The organism is Pseudoalteromonas sp. XI10 (genome assembly GCF_001469895.1).
GTDB lineage: Bacteria > Pseudomonadota > Gammaproteobacteria > Enterobacterales > Alteromonadaceae > Pseudoalteromonas.
The window spans coordinates 51,319-74,794 of sequence record NZ_LOPY01000009.1 but is presented as its reverse complement, the minus strand read 5'-3'; the positions used below and the strand labels follow the sequence as shown (position 1 = coordinate 74,794).

General features: G+C 42.8%; 18 protein-coding genes. 15 read left to right on the top strand and 3 right to left on the bottom strand.

Annotated elements, in window-relative coordinates:
- From rng to AUR67_RS01405, 5 genes are all read left to right on the top strand, one after another.
- Positions 1–1,473, top strand: coding sequence for a ribonuclease G (gene rng, locus AUR67_RS01425; protein WP_054563357.1), 1,473 nt, complete (start codon positions 1–3; stop codon positions 1,471–1,473).
- Positions 1,473–5,330: a YhdP family protein gene (locus tag AUR67_RS01420; protein WP_058583826.1), complete on the top strand. Its 3,858-nt coding sequence runs from the start codon at positions 1,473–1,475 to the stop codon at positions 5,328–5,330. The genes rng and AUR67_RS01420 overlap by 1 nt, the downstream gene beginning before the upstream one ends.
- Positions 5,320–6,150: a carbon-nitrogen hydrolase family protein gene (locus tag AUR67_RS01415; RefSeq protein WP_058583825.1), complete on the top strand. Its 831-nt coding sequence runs from the start codon at positions 5,320–5,322 to the stop codon at positions 6,148–6,150. Before AUR67_RS01420 ends, AUR67_RS01415 begins: the two co-directional genes overlap by 11 nt.
- Complete coding sequence (gene tldD, locus AUR67_RS01410; protein ID WP_058583824.1) at positions 6,147–7,586, top strand: metalloprotease TldD; 1,440 nt, start codon at positions 6,147–6,149, stop codon at positions 7,584–7,586. The genes AUR67_RS01415 and tldD overlap by 4 nt, the downstream gene beginning before the upstream one ends.
- Before the next feature lie 168 nt (positions 7,587–7,754).
- Positions 7,755–8,003 (top strand): hypothetical protein, encoded by a 249-nt coding sequence (locus AUR67_RS01405; RefSeq protein WP_058583823.1) that lies wholly within the window; start codon positions 7,755–7,757, stop codon positions 8,001–8,003.
- Between the two features lie 62 nt (positions 8,004–8,065).
- Here the strand turns inward: AUR67_RS01405 and AUR67_RS01400 are convergent, their stop codons facing one another.
- A complete protein-coding gene (locus AUR67_RS01400; protein WP_058583822.1) occupies positions 8,066–8,800 on the bottom strand; it encodes a MauE/DoxX family redox-associated membrane protein in 735 nt (244 codons plus the stop codon).
- A gap of 183 nt (positions 8,801–8,983) precedes the next feature.
- The gene (gene gorA / locus AUR67_RS01395; protein WP_054563362.1) at positions 8,984–10,345 is read right to left on the bottom strand and encodes a glutathione-disulfide reductase; all 1,362 of its coding nucleotides are present in this window, start codon (positions 10,343–10,345) and stop codon (positions 8,984–8,986) included.
- Positions 10,346–10,496: 151 nt separating this feature from the next.
- On the opposite strand from gorA, the gene prlC reads away from it, so the two are divergent.
- From prlC to AUR67_RS01370, 5 genes are all read left to right on the top strand, one after another.
- Positions 10,497–12,548 carry an oligopeptidase A gene (gene prlC, locus AUR67_RS01390; protein ID WP_058583821.1) on the top strand — a complete coding sequence of 684 codons (2,052 nt, stop codon included), beginning with the start codon at positions 10,497–10,499 and terminating at the stop codon, positions 12,546–12,548.
- Positions 12,549–12,657: 109 nt separating this feature from the next.
- A complete protein-coding gene (locus tag AUR67_RS01385; RefSeq protein ID WP_058583820.1) occupies positions 12,658–13,836 on the top strand; it encodes a two-component system response regulator in 1,179 nt (392 codons plus the stop codon).
- Between the two features lie 43 nt (positions 13,837–13,879).
- On the top strand, positions 13,880–14,635 hold the full coding sequence (locus tag AUR67_RS01380) for a class I SAM-dependent methyltransferase (RefSeq protein WP_058583819.1): 756 nt from the start codon (positions 13,880–13,882) through the stop codon (positions 14,633–14,635).
- Positions 14,636–14,784: 149 nt separating this feature from the next.
- The gene (locus AUR67_RS01375; protein ID WP_058583818.1) at positions 14,785–16,710 is read left to right on the top strand and encodes a methyl-accepting chemotaxis protein; all 1,926 of its coding nucleotides are present in this window, start codon (positions 14,785–14,787) and stop codon (positions 16,708–16,710) included.
- A 106-nt stretch (positions 16,711–16,816) separates the two neighbouring features.
- Complete coding sequence (locus AUR67_RS01370) at positions 16,817–17,290, top strand: peroxiredoxin (protein ID WP_058583817.1); 474 nt, start codon at positions 16,817–16,819, stop codon at positions 17,288–17,290.
- An 89-nt stretch (positions 17,291–17,379) separates the two neighbouring features.
- Here AUR67_RS01370 and AUR67_RS01365 read toward each other — a convergent pair whose 3' ends face one another.
- The gene (locus AUR67_RS01365) at positions 17,380–19,515 is read right to left on the bottom strand and encodes a S8 family peptidase (protein WP_058583816.1); all 2,136 of its coding nucleotides are present in this window, start codon (positions 19,513–19,515) and stop codon (positions 17,380–17,382) included.
- A gap of 323 nt (positions 19,516–19,838) precedes the next feature.
- Between AUR67_RS01365 and AUR67_RS01360 the strand changes: the two genes are divergently transcribed.
- The 5 genes from AUR67_RS01360 (at position 19,839) to AUR67_RS01340 (ending at position 23,415) form a co-directional block, all read left to right on the top strand.
- Positions 19,839–21,023, top strand: coding sequence for an NAD(P)/FAD-dependent oxidoreductase (locus AUR67_RS01360; protein ID WP_058583815.1), 1,185 nt, complete (start codon positions 19,839–19,841; stop codon positions 21,021–21,023).
- A 173-nt stretch (positions 21,024–21,196) separates the two neighbouring features.
- Positions 21,197–21,478, top strand: coding sequence for an Imm27 family immunity protein (locus AUR67_RS01355; RefSeq protein WP_058583814.1), 282 nt, complete (start codon positions 21,197–21,199; stop codon positions 21,476–21,478).
- A gap of 283 nt (positions 21,479–21,761) precedes the next feature.
- Positions 21,762–22,409, top strand: a complete 648-nt coding sequence (locus tag AUR67_RS01350; RefSeq protein WP_152996457.1) for a HEAT repeat domain-containing protein — start codon at positions 21,762–21,764, stop codon at positions 22,407–22,409.
- A 198-nt stretch (positions 22,410–22,607) separates the two neighbouring features.
- A complete protein-coding gene (locus AUR67_RS01345) occupies positions 22,608–22,955 on the top strand; it encodes a hypothetical protein (protein WP_058583812.1) in 348 nt (115 codons plus the stop codon).
- 193 nt (positions 22,956–23,148) lie between these two features.
- Positions 23,149–23,415, top strand: coding sequence for a hypothetical protein (locus AUR67_RS01340; protein ID WP_235591774.1), 267 nt, complete (start codon positions 23,149–23,151; stop codon positions 23,413–23,415).
- The last annotated feature ends 61 nt before the right edge of the window (positions 23,416–23,476 follow it).

Here is a 23,476-nt window from a genome sequence, read left to right as displayed (position 1 = left end):
ATGAGCACCGAATTACTGATCAACGTTACACCGAGCGAAAGTCGCGTTGCGCTTATCGAAAATGGCGTACTGCAAGAAATCCAACTAGAGCGTATTGGCAACCTTGGGATCGTGGGAAACATTTACCTAGGTAAAATCAGCCGCGTACTACCGGGTATGCAGGCTGCGTTTGTCGATATTGGCTTAGAGAAAGCCGCCTTTTTACATGCATCAGACATTGTAAACAGTGCCTCAATTGTAGAAGGCGTTGATGAACAGCCAATCAAAAAAGTACAAGATATTCGTGAGCTTGTGCGCCAAGGTCAACATATCATGGTGCAAGTGGTTAAAGACCCGCTAGGAACCAAGGGCGCGCGCTTAACAACCGATATCACTATTCCTTCTCGTTATTTAGTGTTTATGCCAGATGCAACACACGTAGGTGTAAGCCAGCGCATTGAAACCGAAGAAGAACGTTCGCGTTTAAAGAAAATTGTTGCCGAATATGGTGATGATGACGGCAGCTTTATTGTTCGTACCGCAGCAGAAGGGGCGTCGGAAGCTGAGCTACGTCACGATGCGGAATTCTTAAAAAAACTGTGGCAAAAAATCGTCACTAAGCGGAAAAAAACCAGCAAAGAAAGCATCTTGCATGAAGACTTAACACTGGCGTTTCGTACTCTACGTGACTACGTAGGTGAAGACATGGAGCGTATTCGTGTTGACTCAAAATTAACCTATCAAGAGCTTAAAGAATTTACTGAAGAATTTGTGCCGCTGTTATCGGGAGCATTAGAGTACTACCCGGGTGAGCGACCTATTTTCGATTTATTCGATGTTGAAACCGAGATCCAAAAAGCGCTACATCGTAAAGTTGAGCTTAAATCGGGTGGTTATTTAATTATCGACCAAACCGAAGCGATGACAACCGTTGATGTAAATACCGGTGCGTTTGTTGGCCATCGTAACCTCGAAGAGACCATTTTTAATACTAATATCGAAGCAACCTCAGCAATTGCTCGTCAGCTACGTTTACGTAATTTAGGCGGCATTATTATCATCGACTTTATCGATATGGTTAGTGATGAGCACAAACGTCGAGTATTACATTCACTTGAGTCTGCACTTGCAAAAGATCGTGCAAAAGCCAACATAAACGGTTTATCTGCACTAGGCTTAGTAGAGATGACCCGCAAACGGACCCGCGAAAGCTTAGAGCACATTCTTTGTGATGTGTGTCCTGCGTGTTCAGGGCGCGGCTCGCAAAAAACAGTAGAAACGGTTTGCTACGAAATCTTGCGTGAAATCGTTAGGGTAAACCGTGCTTATGCAGCTGATAAGTTTATGGTTTACGCAGCTCCTTCGGTAAGCGAAGCATTGATCAACGATGAGTATCACAACCTTGCTGAGCTGGAACTATTTATCGGTAAGCAAGTCAGTATTCAAACAGAGAGTTTATATAACCAAGAACAATTCGATGTGGTAATGATGTAATGAAGGCAAAAACGGTCTGCTTTTATTGTTTACGTAAGTTATGGCAAGTATTTGCTATTACTCTCGTACTGCTGGCCGTTATTGTCTCTGTGGTAAAGTATTCACTGCCATACGCAAATGATTATAAAGATGACATTGAAGCGTTTTTGTATGAACGCTTTGATGTAAATTTAGCAATTGGCTCAATCTCAGCCAGTTGGCATGGCCAAGGTCCAGCCTTAGTCATCGAAGATATTTCCTTTGAAGATAACCAAACCTCACCGATAGCCCTCACCATTGATAAAGCGAGCCTTGAAGTTAACTTATGGGAGTCAGTAAAAACCCGTCAGCTTAAATCTAACTACTTTGTGATCAATGGTTTTCATGCTGATGTTGATTTACCCACTATGCTTGATTTGGGGAATAACCAGCAAACCAGCAACTTTGAGCAAAAAGAGCTAATTGAAGGCTTATTCCTTGGTGAAACTGGTCACTTTGCGGTGCAAGACAGTAGCCTTAATTTTACCCTCAATGATGGTAAAGAGCGCAAGCTGATCCTCGAAAATATTGTCTGGCAAAATACCCCAGAGCAACATCAAGGCTCAGGCACATTAGCGTTACCGGGAATCTCTGTTGGTAGCTTTGATGCTCGAATGGCGCTGAATGGGTCGACCCTTGAAACCATGGCTGGCGATATCTATGTGCAAGCGGCGAACGTCGATGTGTCTAAGTGGCTGGCACAATATATTAATACCGACAAGCAGCAGCTTACCTCAGACATCAATTTACAAACCTGGTTTAGTCTTGAAAAAGGCCTGATCAGCGATGTAAAAGTGCAGTGGCTACCGAGCTTTATCAATTGGCAACAAAACCAAGAAGCGCACCAAATTAGTTTAAGTGAAGGTGGTTTTCATTTATTTCCTAAGCAAAATGGCTGGCGCTTAAAAAGCACCGGGCTCACCTTTGAAAGCGACTTAAAACAATGGCCAACCTTACAGTTTGAAGCTCAACTTGGCGATAAAAGCCAAATTTGGTTAAAGCAATTTGATTTTGCATTACTGGCAAAGTTATCGCAGTTAAGTAACTTTGAAGTACTTGCCCCATTTTTAGCCCGTCAACCCAATGGTCAGTTAAGTGATGCCTATCTTGAGTTGGGTCAGCAAGATAACTGGCAACTTTGGTTTCAGGGCGAACAAATCAATTGGCTGTCGCTGCAGGGCATTCCTGGCGGTCAGGCGATTCGTGTTGATGGCTTAATTAATCAATCAGCTGGGCGAATTCAGCTATATGGCGAGAACAATCAACTGCTAACGAACGGCAGCTTTAGCCAAGATATTGCCTATAACCAATTAAATGTAGAACTAGACCTTCACCATTACGATGATGGCTGGCGTATTAGTAGCGATAATATCTGGCTTGATAACGACGAAGTGACTGTGGCTGCAGAGATGATGCTCAGCCTGACCGATGAACCGCGGTTAGATTTATATGCTGAAGCCTATGCCCCTGATGCCAATGTCGCTGGGCATTATTTCCCGTTACCTGTAATGAGCGAAAAGCTGGTTAATTACCTTAATGGCGCAATTAAGGGCGGTGAAGTCAATAAAGCTCAAGTGCTGTTCTCAGGGCCATTTAAAGGTTTCCCGTTTAAAGAGCAGCAAGGTCAATTTGAAGTGTTAGCGAATGTTGAAAACGCTAAATATAAGTTTTCACCAAGCTGGCCAGAAGTTGAAGATGCCAACGTCATTTTACATTTCGAAAATGAGCGCATGGATATCTATAGCAAGTCGGGCAAGCTGGTTAACCTCTCTCTAGGGGAGAGTGTTCATGTCAGTATTGCTGATTTAATGAATGCAGAAATCCTAAAAGTTGCCATTAATAAACGTGCCCATGGCGATAAGCTTAACCCGTTCTTTACGGCCACTCCGCTTGCTAAGCCTTTGGCGAGTGTTTTTGAAGTTGTGCAACCGCAAGGTGAAGCAACGGCCGAGGTTGAGCTGTTAGTTAATTTACGTTCGGGTCATGTTGATGCGATTGGTGAAGTTGAGTTAGCTAATATTCCAGTTTACCTTGCACAACCAGGGATCACGCTTGATCACATGACCGGTATTGTTAAGTTTAATAACGATAAAATCGACTTAAAAAATGCCAAAGCAGATTGGATGGGCATGCCACTTACAGCCAATTACAACAGTGAAAATGTGGCTGATACTTATCGTGCCGAAATTGCGGTAAAGCTGGGCCTTGAAGCTGAGCCTTTAATTGAACAAGCTCATGGTTTACTAGCCGGTTACTTAAGCGGTCAAAGTGATGTTGATATTAATGTGTCGCTTAACTTTTTACCGAATGACTTTAATTACCGCGCCGATGTGAGTGGTAATTTAGTCGGTGTGACTAGCCAGCTGCCTGCACCTTATAACAAAAGCGCAGAGCAGAAATGGCCATTAACCGCAGTGGTGCAGGGCGACCGTATTTCTAACTTGATCACTGCGAATGTTGATGAGCAGTTATTCTTTAATGCGATTTTAGATAACGGTGAAAAGAAATTTAGTAACGTCCATTTAATTTTAGGTGCGCAAGATTTAGGACTTAATCGTGAAGGTTTTGCGGTATCTATCGATTTACCAGAAACCGAAATAGTGCCTTGGTTTGGCTTGATTGACCAAATTATTGCGCTTACCAAAGTTAAGTCTGATGCGCCAAGTGTGATGCCTGCTTTCAATAACGTAACGGGTAAATTTAATAAACTGGCACTACACAATATCGACTTTAATGATTTTGAATTTCGCTTAGCACCAAAGCAATCAGATTTAGAGCTAAAGCTAAATGCCAAAGAATTACGTACCGACGCGCTTATTCCAACCAGTGAAACGCGCAGACCAATTCAAATTTTTACTGACTACCTGCGTATTAATTTTAACGAAGCCACTGAGCAAACAGAGCAAGACTCAGAACCAGAAGATTTAAGCTGGTTAACCCGAGTCCCAGCCATCGAGTTTAACTGTGAAGATTGTAAAGTGGCTGAGTATCAGCTTGATAAAATTAAAAGCAGCCTAGTTGGGGAGAATGATAAACTCTTATTTACAGAGCTGGTCATCGACAAAGGCGACCACGTATTACGTGGTAAAGGACAGTTTGCTGATGGGCAAACACGCTTTAGTGGTAACTTACAAAGTGACGATATTGGCGAGTTATTTGATGAGTTTGATATTACCACCACAGTAAAAGATTCAGATGCCAATATTAAGTTTGATCTTGCATGGCAAGGCGCACCTTATAGCTTTGATGTACCAAGTTTAGCTGGTGAGTTAGATTGGCGTTTAGGCGAAGGGCACCTTGCAGAAATAAGTGATGGTGGTGCGCGAGTATTCTCTTTACTGAGTTTAGATTCGTTAGTGCGTAAGCTGAAACTGGATTTTAGAGATGTATTCTCGAAAGGCTTTTTCTATAACAGTATGCAAGGCACCATGCAGCTAGAAAAGGGCATAGCTTACACCCAAGATACCAAGCTTGATGGTGTGCCTGCCGATTTGACGATCAAAGGCCATACAAACTTAAACACCTTTGAAATTGATTATGACCTAGCGGTTGCACCGCAGGTGACGTCGAGTATTCCAGTGATTGTGGCATGGATGGTTAACCCGGTAAGTGGTCTTGCAGCGCTGGCAATCGATAAAGTGATTCACTCGGCGCGGGTGATCTCAGAGATCAACTTTAAAGTAACAGGTAGTATGAACGATCCTGTCGTTGAAGAAGTAGATCGTAAGAGCCGTGAAGTGACGTTACCGCAAGCCGCGCAAAGTCAGCCGCAGTCGTCGACGCAACTAAAATTAAAAGATGCCGCATCTTCAGCGAGTTTAGATAACAATGAAGGTTAACCCTCATCCACAGGTTGTTGCTGTGCAAATGTGCTCAAGCATGAATGCTGAGCAAAACCTCACTTTTTTAGCAGAGACATTGAATCAGTTACCTGCAACTCGGCCATTGCTAGTGTGTTTACCCGAAAGCTTTTTGATCTTTAGTAAGCAAAGCCAAGCAAGTTATGAATTAGGTCTGCAAAGTGAGTCATATAAAGCGAAGCTTGCCGATTTATGTAAGCAACATGATATTTGGTTAGCTGCTGGAACCCTGCCTGTTTCACAGCAAAATGGTAAGTATTTAGCTGCCTCGTTTTTATTTAACAACCAAGGCGATGTGGTTGCGCAGTACAATAAAATTCACTTATTTGATGTGGATGTTGCCGACACTACGCGCAGTTACCGAGAGTCTGATGCGACGCAAGCAGGCAACGATATTGTGGTGGTCGACTCGCCATTTGGTAAAATTGGCTTAGCAGTATGTTATGATCTACGTTTTAGTGGCTTATTCACCGCCATGCAGCGCCAAGGGGCTGAGCTTATTTTAGTGCCCAGTGCCTTTACCACAGTCACCGGTGCTGCTCATTGGCATATTTTATTAGCTGCGCGTGCAATCGAAACGCAATGTTATGTGGTTGCCGCAGCACAGTGGGGCGAGCACGAGAATGGCCGCCACACTTATGGCCACAGCATTATTATTTCACCATGGGGAGAAACGCTCAGTGAGCTTGCCTCTGGTACCGGGTTTATCAGCCATGAGCTTGATTTAAACCGCTTGAATACAATTCGCCAAGACATGCCTGTGCAGTCTCAGCAACGATTTAGAGAGCATTTATTATGAACACGGTTGAACAGCATTTATTACATGACAGCCAACTTACGAGAGAAGAATTAGAAAAAACGCTCGCTTTTATTCATCAACATCAAGTTGACTATGCCGACCTGTATTTTCAATCAAGCCACCACGAATCTTGGGTGCTTGAAGACGGTTTAGTAAAAGAAGGCTCATACAACGTTGAACGTGGTGTGGGTGTGCGTGCTGTTAGCGGTGAAAAAACCGGTTTTTCATACTCAGATGCGATTAACCTTGAAGCGTTAAATAAAGCTGCAACGGCAGCGCGCAGCATTGCCAATGCTGGCGAAAACAAAACGATTCAGGTGTTCAGTGATGTAGCTGCTAAAAAGCAGTATGCGCCGCATCAACCAATTCAAAGCATGAGCAACGATGACAAAGTAAGCCTGCTACGCGAACTTGAAAACTATATTCGTCAATTAGCACCGGATGCTGAGCAAGTGATCAGTTCAATGTCGGCGGTTTATGAAGAAGTATTAATCGCTGCAAGTGATGGCACCTTTGCCACCGATATTCGCCCGCTTATTCGCTTAAACTGCTCAGTGTTACTTGAGAAGAACGGCCGTCGTGAGCGCGGTGGTGCAGGGGGCGGTGCGCGTTTAGATTATGGCTATTTTAAAGAGTTAGTCGATGGCAAACCGCGTTGGATGGAATACGCTGAAGAGGCTGTTCGCCAAGCAAAAGTAAACCTAGAAGCAATCGATGCACCTGCCGGTAGCATGGAAGTTGTGCTAGGCGCAGGTTGGCCGGGTGTGTTACTACACGAAGCGGTAGGCCATGGCCTAGAAGGTGACTTTAACCGTAAAGGCGCATCTGCGTTTAGCGGTAAAGTAGGTCAAAAGGTGGCATCTGAGCTGTGTACAGTCGTGGATGACGGCACTATTGCTGATCGCCGTGGTTCATTGAACGTGGATGATGAAGGGACACCAGCTGCGTATAACGTGCTTATTGAAAACGGTATTCTAAAAGGCTACATGCAAGATAAGCTAAATGCCCGTTTGATGGGTGTAAACCCTACTGGTAATGCGCGCCGCGAATCGTATGCTCACTTACCTATGCCGCGAATGACCAACACCTATATGTTAGGTGGCGAGCACAGCCAAGCCGATATCATCAGCTCGGTGAAAAAAGGTATCTTTGCTCCTAACTTCGGTGGTGGCCAAGTGGATATTACGTCGGGTAAGTTTGTATTTAGTGCCTCTGAAGCCTACTTAATTGAAAATGGTAAAATCACACAACCTATCAAAGGCGCAACACTGATTGGTAATGGCCCAGAAGTTATGCAGCAAATTTCGATGGTAGGTAACGACTTAGCGCTTGATAAAGGCGTTGGTGTGTGTGGTAAAGATGGCCAAAGCGTTCCTGTTGGTGTGGGTCAACCAAGCCTTAAAATTGATAACCTAACTGTGGGTGGTACGGCTTAAAACCACTTGCTCGTTCTACCTTATGGCAGGTTAAACTCTTAACCTGCCTCATTTCAGTTTGCCTACTCCTTACACAAAAACTTACATAAAAGTAGTACCAATACAGGTACTTTATAGTTAACTTATTTCTTACAGTAAAAATAAAAAAGTAAGTTTGGGGATAACGATATGAAAGTTTTTACAATTTTAATAGCGCTTCTAATGTTTACAGGCTGTGCATCACAGGCAGTAAAAGATGGCTCTGCAAATGAGGTTTACGCTGAACATGAGTGTTTAGGCGGTGAACTCGAAACTGATTATAGCTATACCATTTTTAGTACAGATGACGATGACAGCAATAAAGGTTCGGTGAAATCGACCTGTCACCCGGTTAAAACTGAAACTGAATTTGAGCGCGACTTACGTACCGGTGGTTAACATCAAATCTAAAGTGGCTTAAATTGTTTAATTAAGCCACTAATACACATACAAGTTAAATGCTAAAGAGTACTAAGCATCCATATACCTGCAGCAATCATAAATAGGTTCTCACTCAGTGAGATAAAGCCGAGCGGCACATTACTGTCGCCACCAACACAGGCGCATTTCAGCTCTCGCTTATCGATATACACAGCCTTGATAACCGATACCGCACCTATACCACCAATAAATAATGAAAATGGTGCAACAGCTAAGGCGGGTAGTTTAGCCACCATACCTAACGCTACATACGCCTCGATAAATGGGTAAACATAGGCATAGGGCACGACACGCATCGCCAGTAAGTCGTAGGTAATAAATGAGTTAGAAAAGCTGAATAAGTCTTGCAGCTTTTGTATCGCTAATACCGCCATTGATAATGCAACGAACAGCATTAGGTTCTGCATTGAAAATAAAGCCTCACCGCTGGCATAAGTAAAACCGCAGCTTAGTAGCATGGTCACTGCGAAAATCGCTAAAACAGGGGTGTAACTGGTACCTTGTTGGCCAGCCTCGGGCAGATTAAAAAAGTCGCGCAAATCATCGTAACCGCCAATGCGTTTATCATTGATAAAGGTTTGTGGTGTGGTTTTTACATCATGCTGCTGTTTGAATTCGTCAGTTTGCTCACGGCTGGTTAAGTGACGATCATCAACATCGTAACCATGACGTTCTAGTAAATCTTTTGATTTTAAACCGAATGGGCAAATATGCTCATCGGTCACCATGCGATATAAAATTGCAGACTTAGACACAGTGCCTCCTTGTAAAAAATGCCTTGAGTACTGCGTAAAAGTTGCTTAATTACACAGTAAACAAGGAAAAATTCTTGCTATAACTGGTTACTTTATTAACAGTTACAAGGTTTGTGCCAGCTTTAAGCATAAAAAAACCTTGTGGCAGCACCACAAGGTTTTAAAATTGACTCGCAACGCGATTTATCTCATCGTTACAAATTCTTCAGATCCAGTCGGGTGAATTGCCACAACAGCATCAAAGTCTGCTTTGGTTGCGCCCATCTTCATTGCAACGGCAAAACCTTGGATCATTTCATCAACGGTAAAACCAATGCCGTGTAAACCAACAACTTTTTCGTCTTCGCCTGCACACACTAGCATCATGTTACATGCTTGGCGGTGCTGAGTAACCGCTGTGTACATTGCTGCAAAGCTTGATTTATATACTTTAACGTTATCGCTGCCGTATTGATCAATCGCTTGCTGCTCTGTTAAACCAATTGTGCCAATTGGTGGATGGCTGAATACCACTGTAGGTACTAGCTCGTAATCCATTTTTAAATCATCAGGCAATTCTTTATTGAATAAACGCTCTGATAGAGTACGACCCGCTTTAACGGCTACTGGCGTAAGTTCAATACCGTTTTCGATGATATCGCCAACTGCGTATACGTTTTCAGCTGTCGTATTTTGGAATTCGTCGACTTTAACGTAACCACCTTCAGTTACTTCAACACCTGCCGCTGCAAGATTGATCTTGTCAGTTGTAGGTGTACGGCCAATTGCCCAAATAACTTCATCAACGTTTTGGCTGTGACCATTTTCAAAATGAATTGTTAAGCTACCATCGCTTTCTTTAACTACTTCTTTTGGTGTGCACTCAGTGTGAAGAGTCGGGCCTTCTTTAGCCATAATATCGACAAGCGTATCAACAATGTATGGGTCAAAAGTACGTAGTGGTTTGTTTTTACGAACAAACAGGTGTGTTTCTGTACCCAGGCTATGAAGTACACCTGCGATTTCAACGGCAATGTAACCAGCACCAACCACAGCAACACGCTTAGGCTGTGCGTCTAGCTCAAAGAAGCCATTTGAATCAATACCAAGCTCAGCGCCTGGGATGTTAGGAATAGTAGGGCGACCACCAACAGCAACAAGGATATGGTCTGCCGTGTATAGCTCACCGTTTACTTCAACTGTTTTGTTATCAACAAACTTAGCAAAGCCATTGATTACAGTTACACCATTGCTAGATAAATACTTGTTGTAACCTTGGTGAATACGGCCAATATACGCTTCGCGGCTTTCAACTAATTTAGCCCAGCTAAAGCTTTTTAATTCAACATCAAAGCCGTAGTCAGGTGCATATGCGTTAATTGCTTCAGCAATTTGTGCGCCGTGCCACATAACTTTCTTTGGAACACAACCCACGTTTACACAGGTGCCACCCATGTGTTTTGCTTCAATAAGAGCGACTTTTGCGCCACGCATTGCTGCACGGTTTGCAGAGGCAATACCGCCACTACCACCACCAATTGCAATGTAATCAAAATGCTGAGCCATAGTTTGTCCTCAAAAATAGATAATTCTTTATTAATTAATCGATTTAGTAATAAGTTGATAATAGCATAATAAAGACCAAGGTTAAGCCCCTTGTATTTCATCAATTCGCCCCAACTTCAAAATCATCTTCGCATAAAATTTGAGAACGAAAATGACAATTGCAGAAAATAACCCACTCATTGGTTTAGAAGGGCTTCCGCCGTTTTCTAAAATTAAACCAGCACACGTAGTGCCAGCATTAAAAGCAGCGATTGCTGAGTGTCGTACCAAAATAGATGAGGTACTGGCAACTAAATCATACACATGGAATGATTTGGTGCTTCCGCTTGAAGAAGCTGATGACAAGTTATCACGCTTATTTTCACCGGTATCACATATGAATTCTGTCGTTAATAACGACGAGCTACGTGAAGCCTATGAGCAATGTTTGCCGTTGTTATCTGAGTATTCAACGTTTGTTGGTCAGCATCAAGGTTTATACGATGCTTACAACGAGCTTCACAACAGTGACGAATTTAAAACACTGACGATTGCCCAGCAAAAAACCATTACTAATGCACTGCGCGATTTTGAGCTTTCAGGTATTGCTTTAAAGCCTGAGCAACAAAAGCGTTATGGCGAAATCAGTGCGCGTTTATCTGAGCTGGCCTCTAAGTTTGGTAATAATGTAATGGATGCCACACTCGCTTGGCAAAAGCACATTACAGATGAAAGCGAACTGGCTGGTTTACCAGAGTCAGCGTTAGCCCTTGGTGCTGATACAGCTAAAAGCAAAGAGCTAGATGGCTGGGTATTTACGTTAGATTTTCCATCTTACTTACCAATCATGACTTATGCTGATAACCGCGAGTTACGTGAAGAGTTTTACACTGCGTTTGTGACGCGTGCCTCTGATCAAGGCCCTAATGCCGGTGAGTTTGATAACTCTGCCATTATGAGCGAAGAGCTTGCCCTTCGTCATGAACTTGCCGAGTTACTAGGCTTTAACAGCTACGCTGATATGTCATTGGCGACTAAAATGGCAGAAACGCCAGAGCAAGTTTTCTCATTCTTAGAAGATTTAGCAGCTAAGTCTAAACCACAAGCTGAGCAAGAGCTTGCTGAGCTAACTGCCTACGCAAAAGACAAGCACGGTGTGACTGAACTTGCTGCATGGGATTACGCTTATTATGGCGAAAAACTTAAGCAAGAGAAGTATGCTATTTCTGATGAAGTACTGCGCCCATATTTTCCTGCCAATAAAGTTTTAAGTGGCTTATTCACTACTGTAAATCGTTTATTTGGTATTAGCGTAAAAGAAGTCACAGAGTTTGATACTTACCACCCTGATGTACGTTTTTTCGAAATTTACGATAGTAGCAATACTTTACGTGGCCGTTTTTATCTAGATTTATACGCCCGTGATCGCAAGCGTGGCGGCGCGTGGATGGATGACTGCATGGGTCGTAAAGTACGTGCTAACGGCGAATTACAAACCCCCGTTGCGTACTTAGTGTGTAACTTTAATAAAGCTGTGGGTGATAAGCCTGCTTTGTTTACGCATAACGAAGTGACTACCTTATTCCATGAGTTTGGTCATGGTATTCACCATATGTTGACACAAGTTGATGCTGCGCCAGTTGCAGGTATTAACGGTGTTGCATGGGATGCGGTTGAGTTACCAAGCCAGTTCCTTGAAAACTGGTGCTACGAAGAAGAAGCGCTGAGCTTTATTTCGGGTCATTACGAAACAGATGAGCCGTTACCAAAAGAGTTATTAGATAAACTCCTAGCTGCGAAGAACTTCCAATCAGGTATGCAAATGCTGCGTCAGCTTGAGTTCTCGTTGTTTGATTTTACTATTCACCATACTTACAAAGCGGGTGAGCCATGTAACATTCAAGCAACTCTTGATGATGTACGCAGTAAAACGGCCGTTGTTAAAGCGCCTGCATTTAACCGCTTTCAGCATGGCTTTAGCCACATTTTTGCGGGCGGTTACAGCGCAGGTTATTACTCTTACAAGTGGGCTGAAGTACTTTCGGCCGATGCGTTTTCTAAATTTGAAGAAGAAGGCATCTTTAACCCAGCCACGGGCGAAGCTTTCTTAAAGAACATTTTAGAAAAAGGGGGCAGTGAAGAGCCAATGGAGCTATTTAAAAAGTTCCGTGGACGCGAACCACAAGTTGATGCACTACTTAGACACAGCGGCATTGCTGCATAATAAAGTTTGTTGATCTAAAGCGCCGTAAGGCGCTTTTTTTATTAATATTTCTTCGCAAAATCACGCTCTCGTACTATCCTTCTTAAAAAAGAGTTTATAGGAATTAAGCATGTCAAAACTTGTATTAGCCATTGATGATGATAAATATATCCATCATGTGATTGAGGAATCGCTATCAGGCTTTTGCACACTGATCCATGCTAAAAATGGCGACGAAGGATTAAGACAGGCGTTAAAGTACAACCCTGACATCATTTTACTTGATATCGAAATGCCGGGTAAAACGGGCTTTGAGGTATGTAACGAATTAAAAGCAAACCCGCAAACAAAAGACACGCCTGTGATGTTTTTATCGGGTAAAGCTGACCTACCAGACCGTGTAAAAGGTTATAACGCAGGTGCTGCTGACTACATTGTAAAACCATTTAATGCTGAAGAACTCATGGCACGTATTCGCGTGTTATATCAATATCGTCAGCACTCTAAAAAGCTTAAAAGTGATGTAGAGCGAGCGCAAATCACTGCCGAAATCGCGATGACAGATTCAGGCGATATGGGTCGTATAATGCGCTACGTTGGGCAAAGCTATCATGCACACGATATCAAAGCGTTATCTGAGCATATGTTTGAGTTTTTTAATCCGATGGAGCTCGATGTCGTACTGGCGTTTTGGTATCAAGATGTAGGCATATTTTGTAGTGCTGAGGGCGGGGTGTGTCCACTTGAGCAAGAGCTACTCGAAAAACACCGTGATGCAAATCGTTTTGTTGATTTTAGCCACCGCACAATTATTAATTACCCAAAAGTGTCGATGCTGGTTAAAAACATGCCGCTAGATGATGCCCAGCTTTATGGTCGTTATAAAGATTTATTCCCGCATATTCTTGAAGTGACTAACGCCAAAGTACAAGACATGGAAAACAATGAGCGGGCACTGACTCAGGCGCAGCAAATTGGTAACTCGTTTAATGAGCTATCTGATCAAATGTACCAAAACAGTGATTCGCGCGAACATGCTGTCGAGAAATTTGCCGCCCAACTTGATGAGCTAAACAAGTCTATTGAGCAAAGTGGTTTATCGGGCAGCGACGAAGTCGCATTTCACTTGCAGCAATTAAAACAAACCCAGCTGATATTTACCTCACTCAATGAAGACTTATCGTTTATAAAGTTTCAGCTAAAGCATATTATCGAATCGCGTAGTGAACTTTTAGCTAGCTTACAAAAAATGGCTGAGCCGAGTGAGACCGAAGATGTGACTTCACAAACGGATATCGAGCTATTTTAAGCCATGCTATACTGGCGCCGAATAATATAGCTCGGAGTTTTGCGTGGTAATTCATTGTCCTTTTAAAGAAATGCGTCCTTATTTAGATGCGATTGAGCAACGTTTTGGTTTGGCTAAGTGGGCTGAGCAAAATGCGGGATTTTCGCTTCATTATGACGATCAAGGCTTGAGCTTGAAGAAAAAGGACGAGCCTAAGCTTGGTGCTATTCATGTTGATTTTGTAACTGGTGCTGCAGCTCATCGACGCAAGTTTGGTGGTGGTAAAGGGCAGGCAATAGCTAAGGCTGTAGGGTTAAACAAAGGTGCCACGCCAGTTGTGCTAGATGCCACCGCAGGCCTTGGCCGCGATGGCTTTGTACTGGCATCTCTAGGCTGTAAAGTGATTTTGCATGAACGCCACCCAGTGGTAGCTGCACTATTATTTGACGGCCTAGAACGCGCCTATAACGATGCAGAAATCGGCTCTTGGATGAAAGAAAACATGAGCCTAGTGTTTGGCTCAAGCCATAATTTACTGACGCAGTGTAGTGATACCCCTGATGTTGTGTACTTAGATCCTATGTTTCCTCATCGTGAAAAATCAGCCCTCGTTAAAAAAGAAATGCGAGTATTCCAAGAGCTTGTTGGCGGAGATAGCGATGCCGATGATCTATTAGAATTTGCTTATCCGCTTGCTAGTAAGCGAGTCGTTGTGAAGCGCCCTGATTACGCCCCATTCCTAAATGACAAAACCCCGAGTATGCAAATCAAAACTAAAAAGAACCGCTTTGATGTATACGTAAAAGCTGCAATGGTCTGATACCAATCTGCAATATTAAGCGAATTGGTATTTATTTAGCCCTTTTGGATTAGTTACTCTCGCTTTACCTGTTATTTTTTACGGTTTACATCAAATTGTCATAAAAGGTTAATATTCTACGCGCGTAACGTTACTTGGGAATATCGTTTATGCGCGTGTCATCATTTACTCGGCTATTGGCCGTTTTACTCACACTCGCCAGTATCTTACTGGCAGCTACTCTGTTCTGGGCTAGTCAAACCTTACTCGGCTTAGAGCAGCAAGATAACGCTTATAATAAGCTGAAAAATACCATCATTATTGATTTAAAAAGTTACCTTGATGATTATTTAGAGCAAGGTGACAGCCAACACTTAAATAAAGCCTCAACGCTGATAAGCGATGTTAAAAAGCAGCATTTAGCTGAGCTACCTAAAGATCTAGCGGGTCAACTAAATAGCCAACTGACGGCCCTCGATAAAGACATCAACGGTAAGTATCGCGCTTTAGGTAAGCTATCGGGTAACGAAATGGCACTGCTCGATAACTCGTTAAGACAAATGGCAGGCTCTGCCTCTTCGTTAATTGGCTATGCAAGTAAAGCACAGCCGCAAACAGCGCTTGCGCTTGAATATTATCAACTTGCTGCTGACTACTACAGCGAAGTGATATCACTTGCTTTGTATACCTACAAGTTAGTGCTTAACTTTGATCAAGACACTAAAAACAGCCTTAATCAAAGTGTTGAAAACTTAAATGCCCTTGCTACTAAAATCGACAGACTCGAAAACCTAGGTGTAATGAGTGAAGTGGATGAAGACGCTTTATTTTTTGGCGAAGAAGCAGAAGATTTAGCCGGTGATATTAAAGCAGAGCTAACAAGCTGGCCTAAACGTTTCCCTCGTGATTTAGCATCAACTCTTGAGCAAGCTGAACAACGACAAACCGGCATGCAAGCACTGCGCGAACAAATTGGCGCGTTGTCTACAACGGTGCTCGGTGCAGAGCAAAAACTAAAAGATGAACAAAGCCAGCTTAAGCAACAAGTGTTTATCGTGTTTTGTGTCGCTATTGGTATGCTGGTGGTTTTAGCGGCGGGTGTGTATTTTGTACAGCGTAACCAAGTGCTTAACCCTCTGCGCCAATTGCGTGATGGCTTTGCGTTCTTGATTGAAAGTAATGAGCTTAAAAACATTGAGAGTAAAAACCCGAAAACCGAGGTTGGTGAAATTGCTCATTACTTTAATCAATTGATTGAACGCCAACGTGGTGAGGCAGAAGAGCGAGCACAAATGCTTAAGGTTATTAATGACTTTATGCTAGAGATGAGCGAGCACTTACATACCATTGCTCAGCAAACGGATGCCAGCCACTCTCAGGTTGAACAAAACCAAGGTTTACTTACTGATATTCAACACATTGGTGAGCAGGTCAATAACATTAATGGTCAAGTTGCTGATAACGCCAAACAAACCTTTGGTGCGATGGAGCAGAGCTTAGGCTTTGCCGAGAGCATGTTAACCGCAAGCTCTCGAACTGAAGAGCGCGTTGAGCAAGGTCTAGATAGCTTAAAAGAGCTATTAAAAGGCGTTGATGATGTTGGCCAAGTTATTGAGGTGATCAAAAACATTGCTGAACAAACAAACCTACTGGCATTGAATGCGGCGATTGAGTCGGCACGTGCAGGTGAGCATGGTCGAGGCTTTGCGGTTGTCGCCGACGAAGTACGAAAGCTTGCCAGACAAACGCAAGGCTCGCTTGATGATATCAATAACCAGCTAAACCGCTTAAGTGAAAACTCAACCATGGTATCAGAGCAAATTAGTGCACTGGCTACTGATGCCGAGCTGCAAACACAGAATGCTCAAGAGCTTAAACGTAACTCAGAAGGCGTTGCCGATAACGCGCAAGATGCTAACAAGGTAGCGTTTGATGCTATGGAGCTTGCTAAACAACAAAATGCCTTACTCGAAAACTTTAGCCAATCAATGCAGAGCATGAAAGGGCAGGTAAGTGAGTCAAACTCACTGGTTAGTGATATTCAGCATCGCCTACAAGAGCAAATGCACACCATTAAAACCAGCTTAGGTTTATAACCCTTCAAGGGGCGAGCAATGGTTTGCATTGTTTGCCCTTAAATCATGCGGTATTCAATTTTTTGGGTATATACTCTGTACTCTTATTTTCTTTCAAGGAATCACGATGATCGAACAAGGCCAAACTATACCTGCTGCAACCCTTAGCGAATTAACTAGCGAGGGCATGCAAACCCTATCAACAGAGGCATTATTTGCAGATAAAAAAGTGGTGCTATTTGCGGTGCCTGGTGCATTTACGCCAACCTGTTCAAATGCCCACTTACCTGAGTTTATTACGCTAGCCGATAAAATTACCGCTAAAGGCGTTGATGCAATTTACTGCGTATCGGTGAACGATGCATTTGTAATGAAAGCATGGGGTGAAGCTCATAACGCTGAGCATATTCGTATGTTAGCTGATGGTGATGCAAGCTTTACTAAAGCTCTTGGTCTAGATAAAGACACAGCTGGCTTTGGTGGCGTACGTTCAAAGCGTTATGCGATGATCGTTGAAAACCAAACGGTAACAGGGCTGTTTGTTGAACAAGACAAAGAGTTTGTAGTAAGCCGCGCTGAAGCTGTGCTCGAAAAGCTTTAATAGCAATTCGTTTTATTAATATAAATACAAAAAAGCCGGACGTAAGTCCGGCTGAAAAGTCCCAGGGGGGATACTGGGGAGATCAACTATTAAGGTTGATACTGTGCATCCAATGTTACACCAGAGAAAGTACGGTAAGCATTTAAGCTTAAGTGCCATGTACCTGCTTGTGGATTACTGAATGTACATGTTTCTGCGTTACCGTTTTTGTACGGACGACAGTCATAGCTAGATGACGTTGGTTGGCTACCAAACTTAACGAATAAGTCAGCATCACCTGTACCGCCAGACGTAGTTACTGTGAAGCTTGCCATACCTGCTGGTACTTCTAGTGTGTAATGCTTCCATTGACCAGCACTTGCAGAGATATCAGTCACTGTGCCGCCACCTGCTTGTGGTGAACCTGAGCCTGAACCACCGCCAGAAGTTGTTAAATCACCCACAAGGCTAACACCTGAGTATGCAGAGTAACCATTGAGCATCACATGGTAAGTACCTGCTGTTGGGTTATCGATAGAACATACTTCGTTGTTACCGCCTTTATACGGGCGACAATCATAGGTTGACGTTGTTGGTGCGCTACCTGCACGAACGTAAAGATCAGCATCACCTGTACCGCCACTCATTGTGAAGGTTACGTTAGTTGCACCTGTTGGAACTTCCATTGTGTAGAAAGTTTGGCTGCTAGCAGAGCCACTTAAACCTGTTAGTGCTTGGCCATCTTCTAATACATTACCCGTTGGTGGTGGCGGTGTTGTGCCTGAGGCTGCTGCAACAGCGGCTGCTGCATCAACAATACCTGTACCACAGCTTGTACATGTTGCCGGGAAAGAACGAGTTGTTGATTTTAAGATGCTTTCGATTTCATCAGGCGTTGCAGAAGGTTTGGCTTGCTTGATTAGCGCTGCTACACCCGCAACATGTGGTGCTGCCATCGATGTACCTTGCGAGTAGTGATATGAATCGCTGCTTGGGCCTGTAGAGCCTGAGTTGTGTGTTGATAACACACCTTCAGAGTCATTAGCAAAGCTTTGTGCGCCACCCGGTGCTGCAACGTCAATGTTGCTACCGTAGTTTGAGTAGTAAGCACGACCACCGTTACGGCCAACAGATGCAACGTTTACAACGCCATTACAGTTACCTGGGTTGTAGTTTGCAGAGTTATCGTTATCGTTACCTGCAGCAATTACGACTACAGAGCCGTTGTTACGCGCTTGGTTGATAGCGTTTTGTGTTGTAGAGCTACATGAACCGCTACCACCTAAACTCATGTTAATAACATCAGCAGGGTTAGCATTTGCTGGTACGCCAGAAACTGAACCACCAGAAGCCCAGATAATACCGTCAGCGATATCAGAAGTTAAACCACCACATTTACCAAGTACACGTACAGGAACAACTTTTGAGTTGTAAGCAACACCGGCAACACCTTCACCGTTGTTAGTCACTGCTGCAACAGTACCCGCAACGTGCGTACCGTGCCAGCTTGAGTTTTGCGCACCATGTGTGTAACCACATTCGTTAGCGCTGATTGCATCACCTGGATCGCGTGCATCGCTATCACGACCACCACCATCGTTAGCTACAGACACATTAGAGATCATGTCATAGCCTTGAAGGATGTTGGCATTTAAATCAACATGAGGACGGTAACCAGTATCAAGTACCGCAACAACGACACCGCTACCCGTTGCTGTATCCCAAGCTGTAGGAAGGTTAAGACCACCTGCTTGCTCGTAGTAGTGCCATTGGTCGTCATAACGTGGGTCGTTAGGCGTTGCAAATGGCTTTAACATTTGGTCGATTTCGATGTATTCAACGTTACCTGATGCAACCATCTCTTGCATGAATTCTTGTGCTTCTTGAGCAGAAAGTTTTTTATCAGCACGCATTACGTGGTGATTACTCATCGCCATTGCACGAACATATTGTGCTTTTACTTTACCTTTTTTACTGGTGAAGTTTTTAACAAAGCCTTTTGCTTTTTTGTTCATCATAGTCGGCGTTTGTTCTGCTGCCGACATTGTCATCATTTCATCACTGTTGTTTTTATACTTGATGATGAATTGTGTACCAAAGCCTTCTTGGCCTTGTAATTTCGCTGCAGTTTCCTGCATAGATGGTGACATTAGTTGGTTTGGAGTAGCCATTGCTGCCGTCGTCCCAAACAACGCAGTCAAGCTCAGTGCAATTGCGCACTTCTTCAAGTTGTTGTTAGTTGTCATAATGATCCCTAGATTGTTATGTAAATCTCCACGATATTTTTCGCGAAGGGGGACAAAGGTAAAATAAATGTAAATTTAGTTAAAATATCGTTTTATTATGGTTGTCTCTATTTTGGTTATAACTAAATGTATAGACGTCTAAACTAGTCTTTTAATGGTGTTTTTCTACGCATTTCTCATAATAAAGTTATAATTTTACGGTTTTGAGTTTTTACTTTATTTCGTTTTTTGGTTTTATCTTTTTTGTAAAAACACCTCAGTGTTAACACCGCAGCGACAATAACTTGTTATAATCAGCTAAATTTTTTTAGTGAGTATGAGTAATGACCCAAGTAGATGTAATTGTGATTGGCGCCGGTGCCGCAGGTTTGATGTGTGCTGCACAAGCAGGCTACCGTGGTCGCAATGTTACTGTGCTTGATATGGGCAAAAAGCCGGGCCGTAAGATATTAATCAGCGGCGGCGGGCGTTGTAACTTCACCAATGAAAACGCAAGCCCAGACAACTACTTGTGTGGTAATCCTCACTTTGTAAAATCGTGTTTAAGCCGTTATACCCAACATGACTTTATAGAGCTGGTGGACCGTCACGGCTTGGCCTATCACCATAAAACGCTGGGCCAGTTATTTTGTGATAACAGCGCTCAAGATATCGTCGACATTCTTTTAACTGAGTGTGAGTGGGCGGGTGTTAACATAGCGCTGCGTAACGAAGTACTCAGCGTGACAAAAACCGATGCGGGTTATGAAGTTATTACCGAGCAAGATAGCTATCAATGTGAGTCGTTAGTTGTCGCATCGGGTGGATTAACCATGCCTAAACTCGGTGCATCACCAATTGGTTATAAAATTGCCGAGCAATTTGGGTTAACAGTGCTACCAACCATGGCGGCACTAGTACCATTTACGTTACACCAGCACGATAAAGATCGCTTTGACGGGTTATCGGGGATCAGCATTCCTTGTCTGGTTACCAGTGAAGATGGCACCCAGTTTAAAGAAAACATCTTGTTTACTCACCGTGGCCTTTCGGGCCCAGCGATTTTACAAATCAGCTCTTTTTGGCGTGCAGGGCAAACTGTGTACATCAACTTGTTACCCGAGCTCGATTTAAAACAGCAGCTTGAGCAGTGGCGTCAGAGCCAAGGGCAAAAGTCACTAAAAAATACCCTTGCGACAATTTTACCAAAACGCTTTGTTGAAATGCTGCACGACACGAAAGCGATCCCAGATTGCAATGTAAACCAGCTAAGCCATGCGCAAATCGACGTGTTACATGACTATATTCACAATTGGCAAATTAAACCCAACGGCACAGAGGGTTACAGAACCGCTGAAGTAACGCTTGGCGGTGTAGACACCGACGAGTTAAGCTCAAAAACCTTCGAAGCGAAAAAGTCACCGGGCCTCTATTTCATCGGCGAAGTCACCGACGTCACCGGCTGGCTAGGCGGCTATAACTTCCAATATGCTTGGAGCTGCGGCTTTGCAGCAGGGCAGTATTGTTGATTTGAGTTGCGAGTTGCTAGGGGAAAGATGTTAGTGGTTAGGCTATAGGAGCTAGGCTCTAGGAACTAGGTTCTAGGGTAGCACTTGCTTGTAGGTCGTGCCTTAGCGCGCTAGAGTGATTTGTAATCCCAAACTGAAAAATACCAGAAGAATAGTATTTTGGTTAATAAGATATGAATCTAAGAAAAGATGAAAATAAATTAATCGGTAAGCATGTTTTTTTAAGCGGTAAAGTTGTGGCGGATAAAGTGGCACAGCGAATTGATTATTTAAAAAATAACGTAATGTTAGTCGTTGCATATTCCGATGATGGGTGGTCAACTTTACTGCGAGATCCTAATGATGGGCGACTCTGGGAGCTAATATACGACGACTCAGGCTCTCATGGCGCAGGTGCACCGAGTTTGATTCACTTAACGCTGGATAATGCGAAAAACAAATACAAATTCAAGTAAGAGAATTAATGAACAGCTAACGCTGTCGAATCAAAAGCCTCGCACTCGCGGGGCTTTGTTCTTAATAAACAGAGACTCAAAGAAGAAACTCTGTATCTTATATTTGCGCCTAGCACCTAAAGCCTAGACAACTATAATGTTACCCATTTTTTTTTTCATGCATATGATTGGTGATAAGTAGTTAAATAAAACCATTAGAGTTAAGCTAAATTATTTTCTGACGCCATGGGCGAGGTAGTGGCAAAAGAAAGACCTGACACTATGAGCTCTGGAGTAAAGTGATATGACTAATATGCTGAACGTTTATATGGATGATATAGAAGTTATTAGTGATGAAACCCCACAATCATTTGATAAGCTTAAAAAAGGTGTATTATCTGATGATAGTGAAATAAGAGAAAGATCATTTTCTAAATTGGCATGCTTTGAGTATACCGAAGAAATTAAAAGTATTTTTAACAGAGGATTATTAGATAGCGATGAACTTATTCGCTCTGATTGTATAGAATTTCTTGCTGAATTTGATTTACTTGATAATTTAGAAAAGATTTGCGAATTATTAGATGACCCAAGCTGTTATGTCGTTAATTCATGTGTAACTAGTCTGGCTGAGCTAAATTCTAAAAATGAAAAAGTTATTAAGCTTTTGATTAGTAAGTTAAAAGGTGGGCAGCTTCAGAGTGGAACTGTTTTAAGAATTCACTATGCGCTATATAAACTTGATCCAACATACTCAATTGGGAACCTATTAGTTTGCTATTCTGACTCCAGAGATTATCGAGATAGGTGCGCTATTTTAAACTTATTAGCAGAGGGAATCCGAGACGAGGATATCCCTGCGATAAAAGAGAAGCTAGATAAAATTGTAAATCCTAATGATTTTAGATCTGTACTATTTAAATATGATGAACTTTTAGATTCATTAGATTGATCAGTGATTTCAATTTAAATCTAAAGCTTCGCACTGGCAGGGTATTGTTTTTTCTAGCTGTGGTGGCTTGGATTCTGTTTTCAAGACTGGCTAAGCTGCTCAATGGAAAGAACCGCTTGCTGGCATGGGTGAGGTAGTGACAAAAAGCAAGACCTAGCCCCATGTGTTTAAAGCGCAGTAAAAGGAGCATGATTTATAATGACTGAAATTACAAAAACTCAAAGATTGGTCTGTAATGAATTTAATGCTGACTTTGTATCATCTCCCGAAGATATGAAAGTTGGGATTTCTCGTAACGTCAAGCAAGGGGTTATTCCTATTAATGGACTAAGACACTCCCCTGAAGGAGATACAACAGGTTGGTACATTTGGGGGGGAGAAGAGTTTTCTGAAGAACCTGATTTTTTCGTTCCTCTTCATGTTGCTCATTTAGGTGAGTGGTGTCCTGATATCAAAAAATTTCTTGCGCTACCTCCGGGTTATAGGTTTTTAATCGCTGGAGATTATGTTGATGTTTGGTTTGATGAGTCTTTATTAAATATTTGACGACATAGTTTGAATTCTAAGCTTCACACTCGCGGGGGCTTTTTGTTGTTTTCAACTTTGATGATATTCTCGATAGATTAATTAATTGTGTGGTATCCAATTTAAGATGAAAGGAATAACTCATCTGCTAGAAGTTCAACAGAAGTGTTGTGAACACTATAGTGCACAATATACACCAGTTGACGAGGAGCAAATGGTAGTAATATCTGACGGTGTATATGAGGGGCTGCCTTTAGAAGGAGTTCGTTACCCTTCACCGGACCATATGAGCGGTTGGTGGTTAACCACTGACGAATATAATGGAGATATTTCGAGTTTAAAAACGGTTCACTTTACTCATATTGTTGAATATAGACCTGAAGTAGCTATTTATATGGCTTTGCCACCTGGTTATAGGTTCATGCTGGGTGGAGAGCAAGAACATGTTTGGTTTGATGAAGAAGTAGCAAACGACAAATAGATAATATCTTTTTAATTCAGAGCTTCGCACTCTCGGGCTTTGTTCTTAATAAACAGTGACT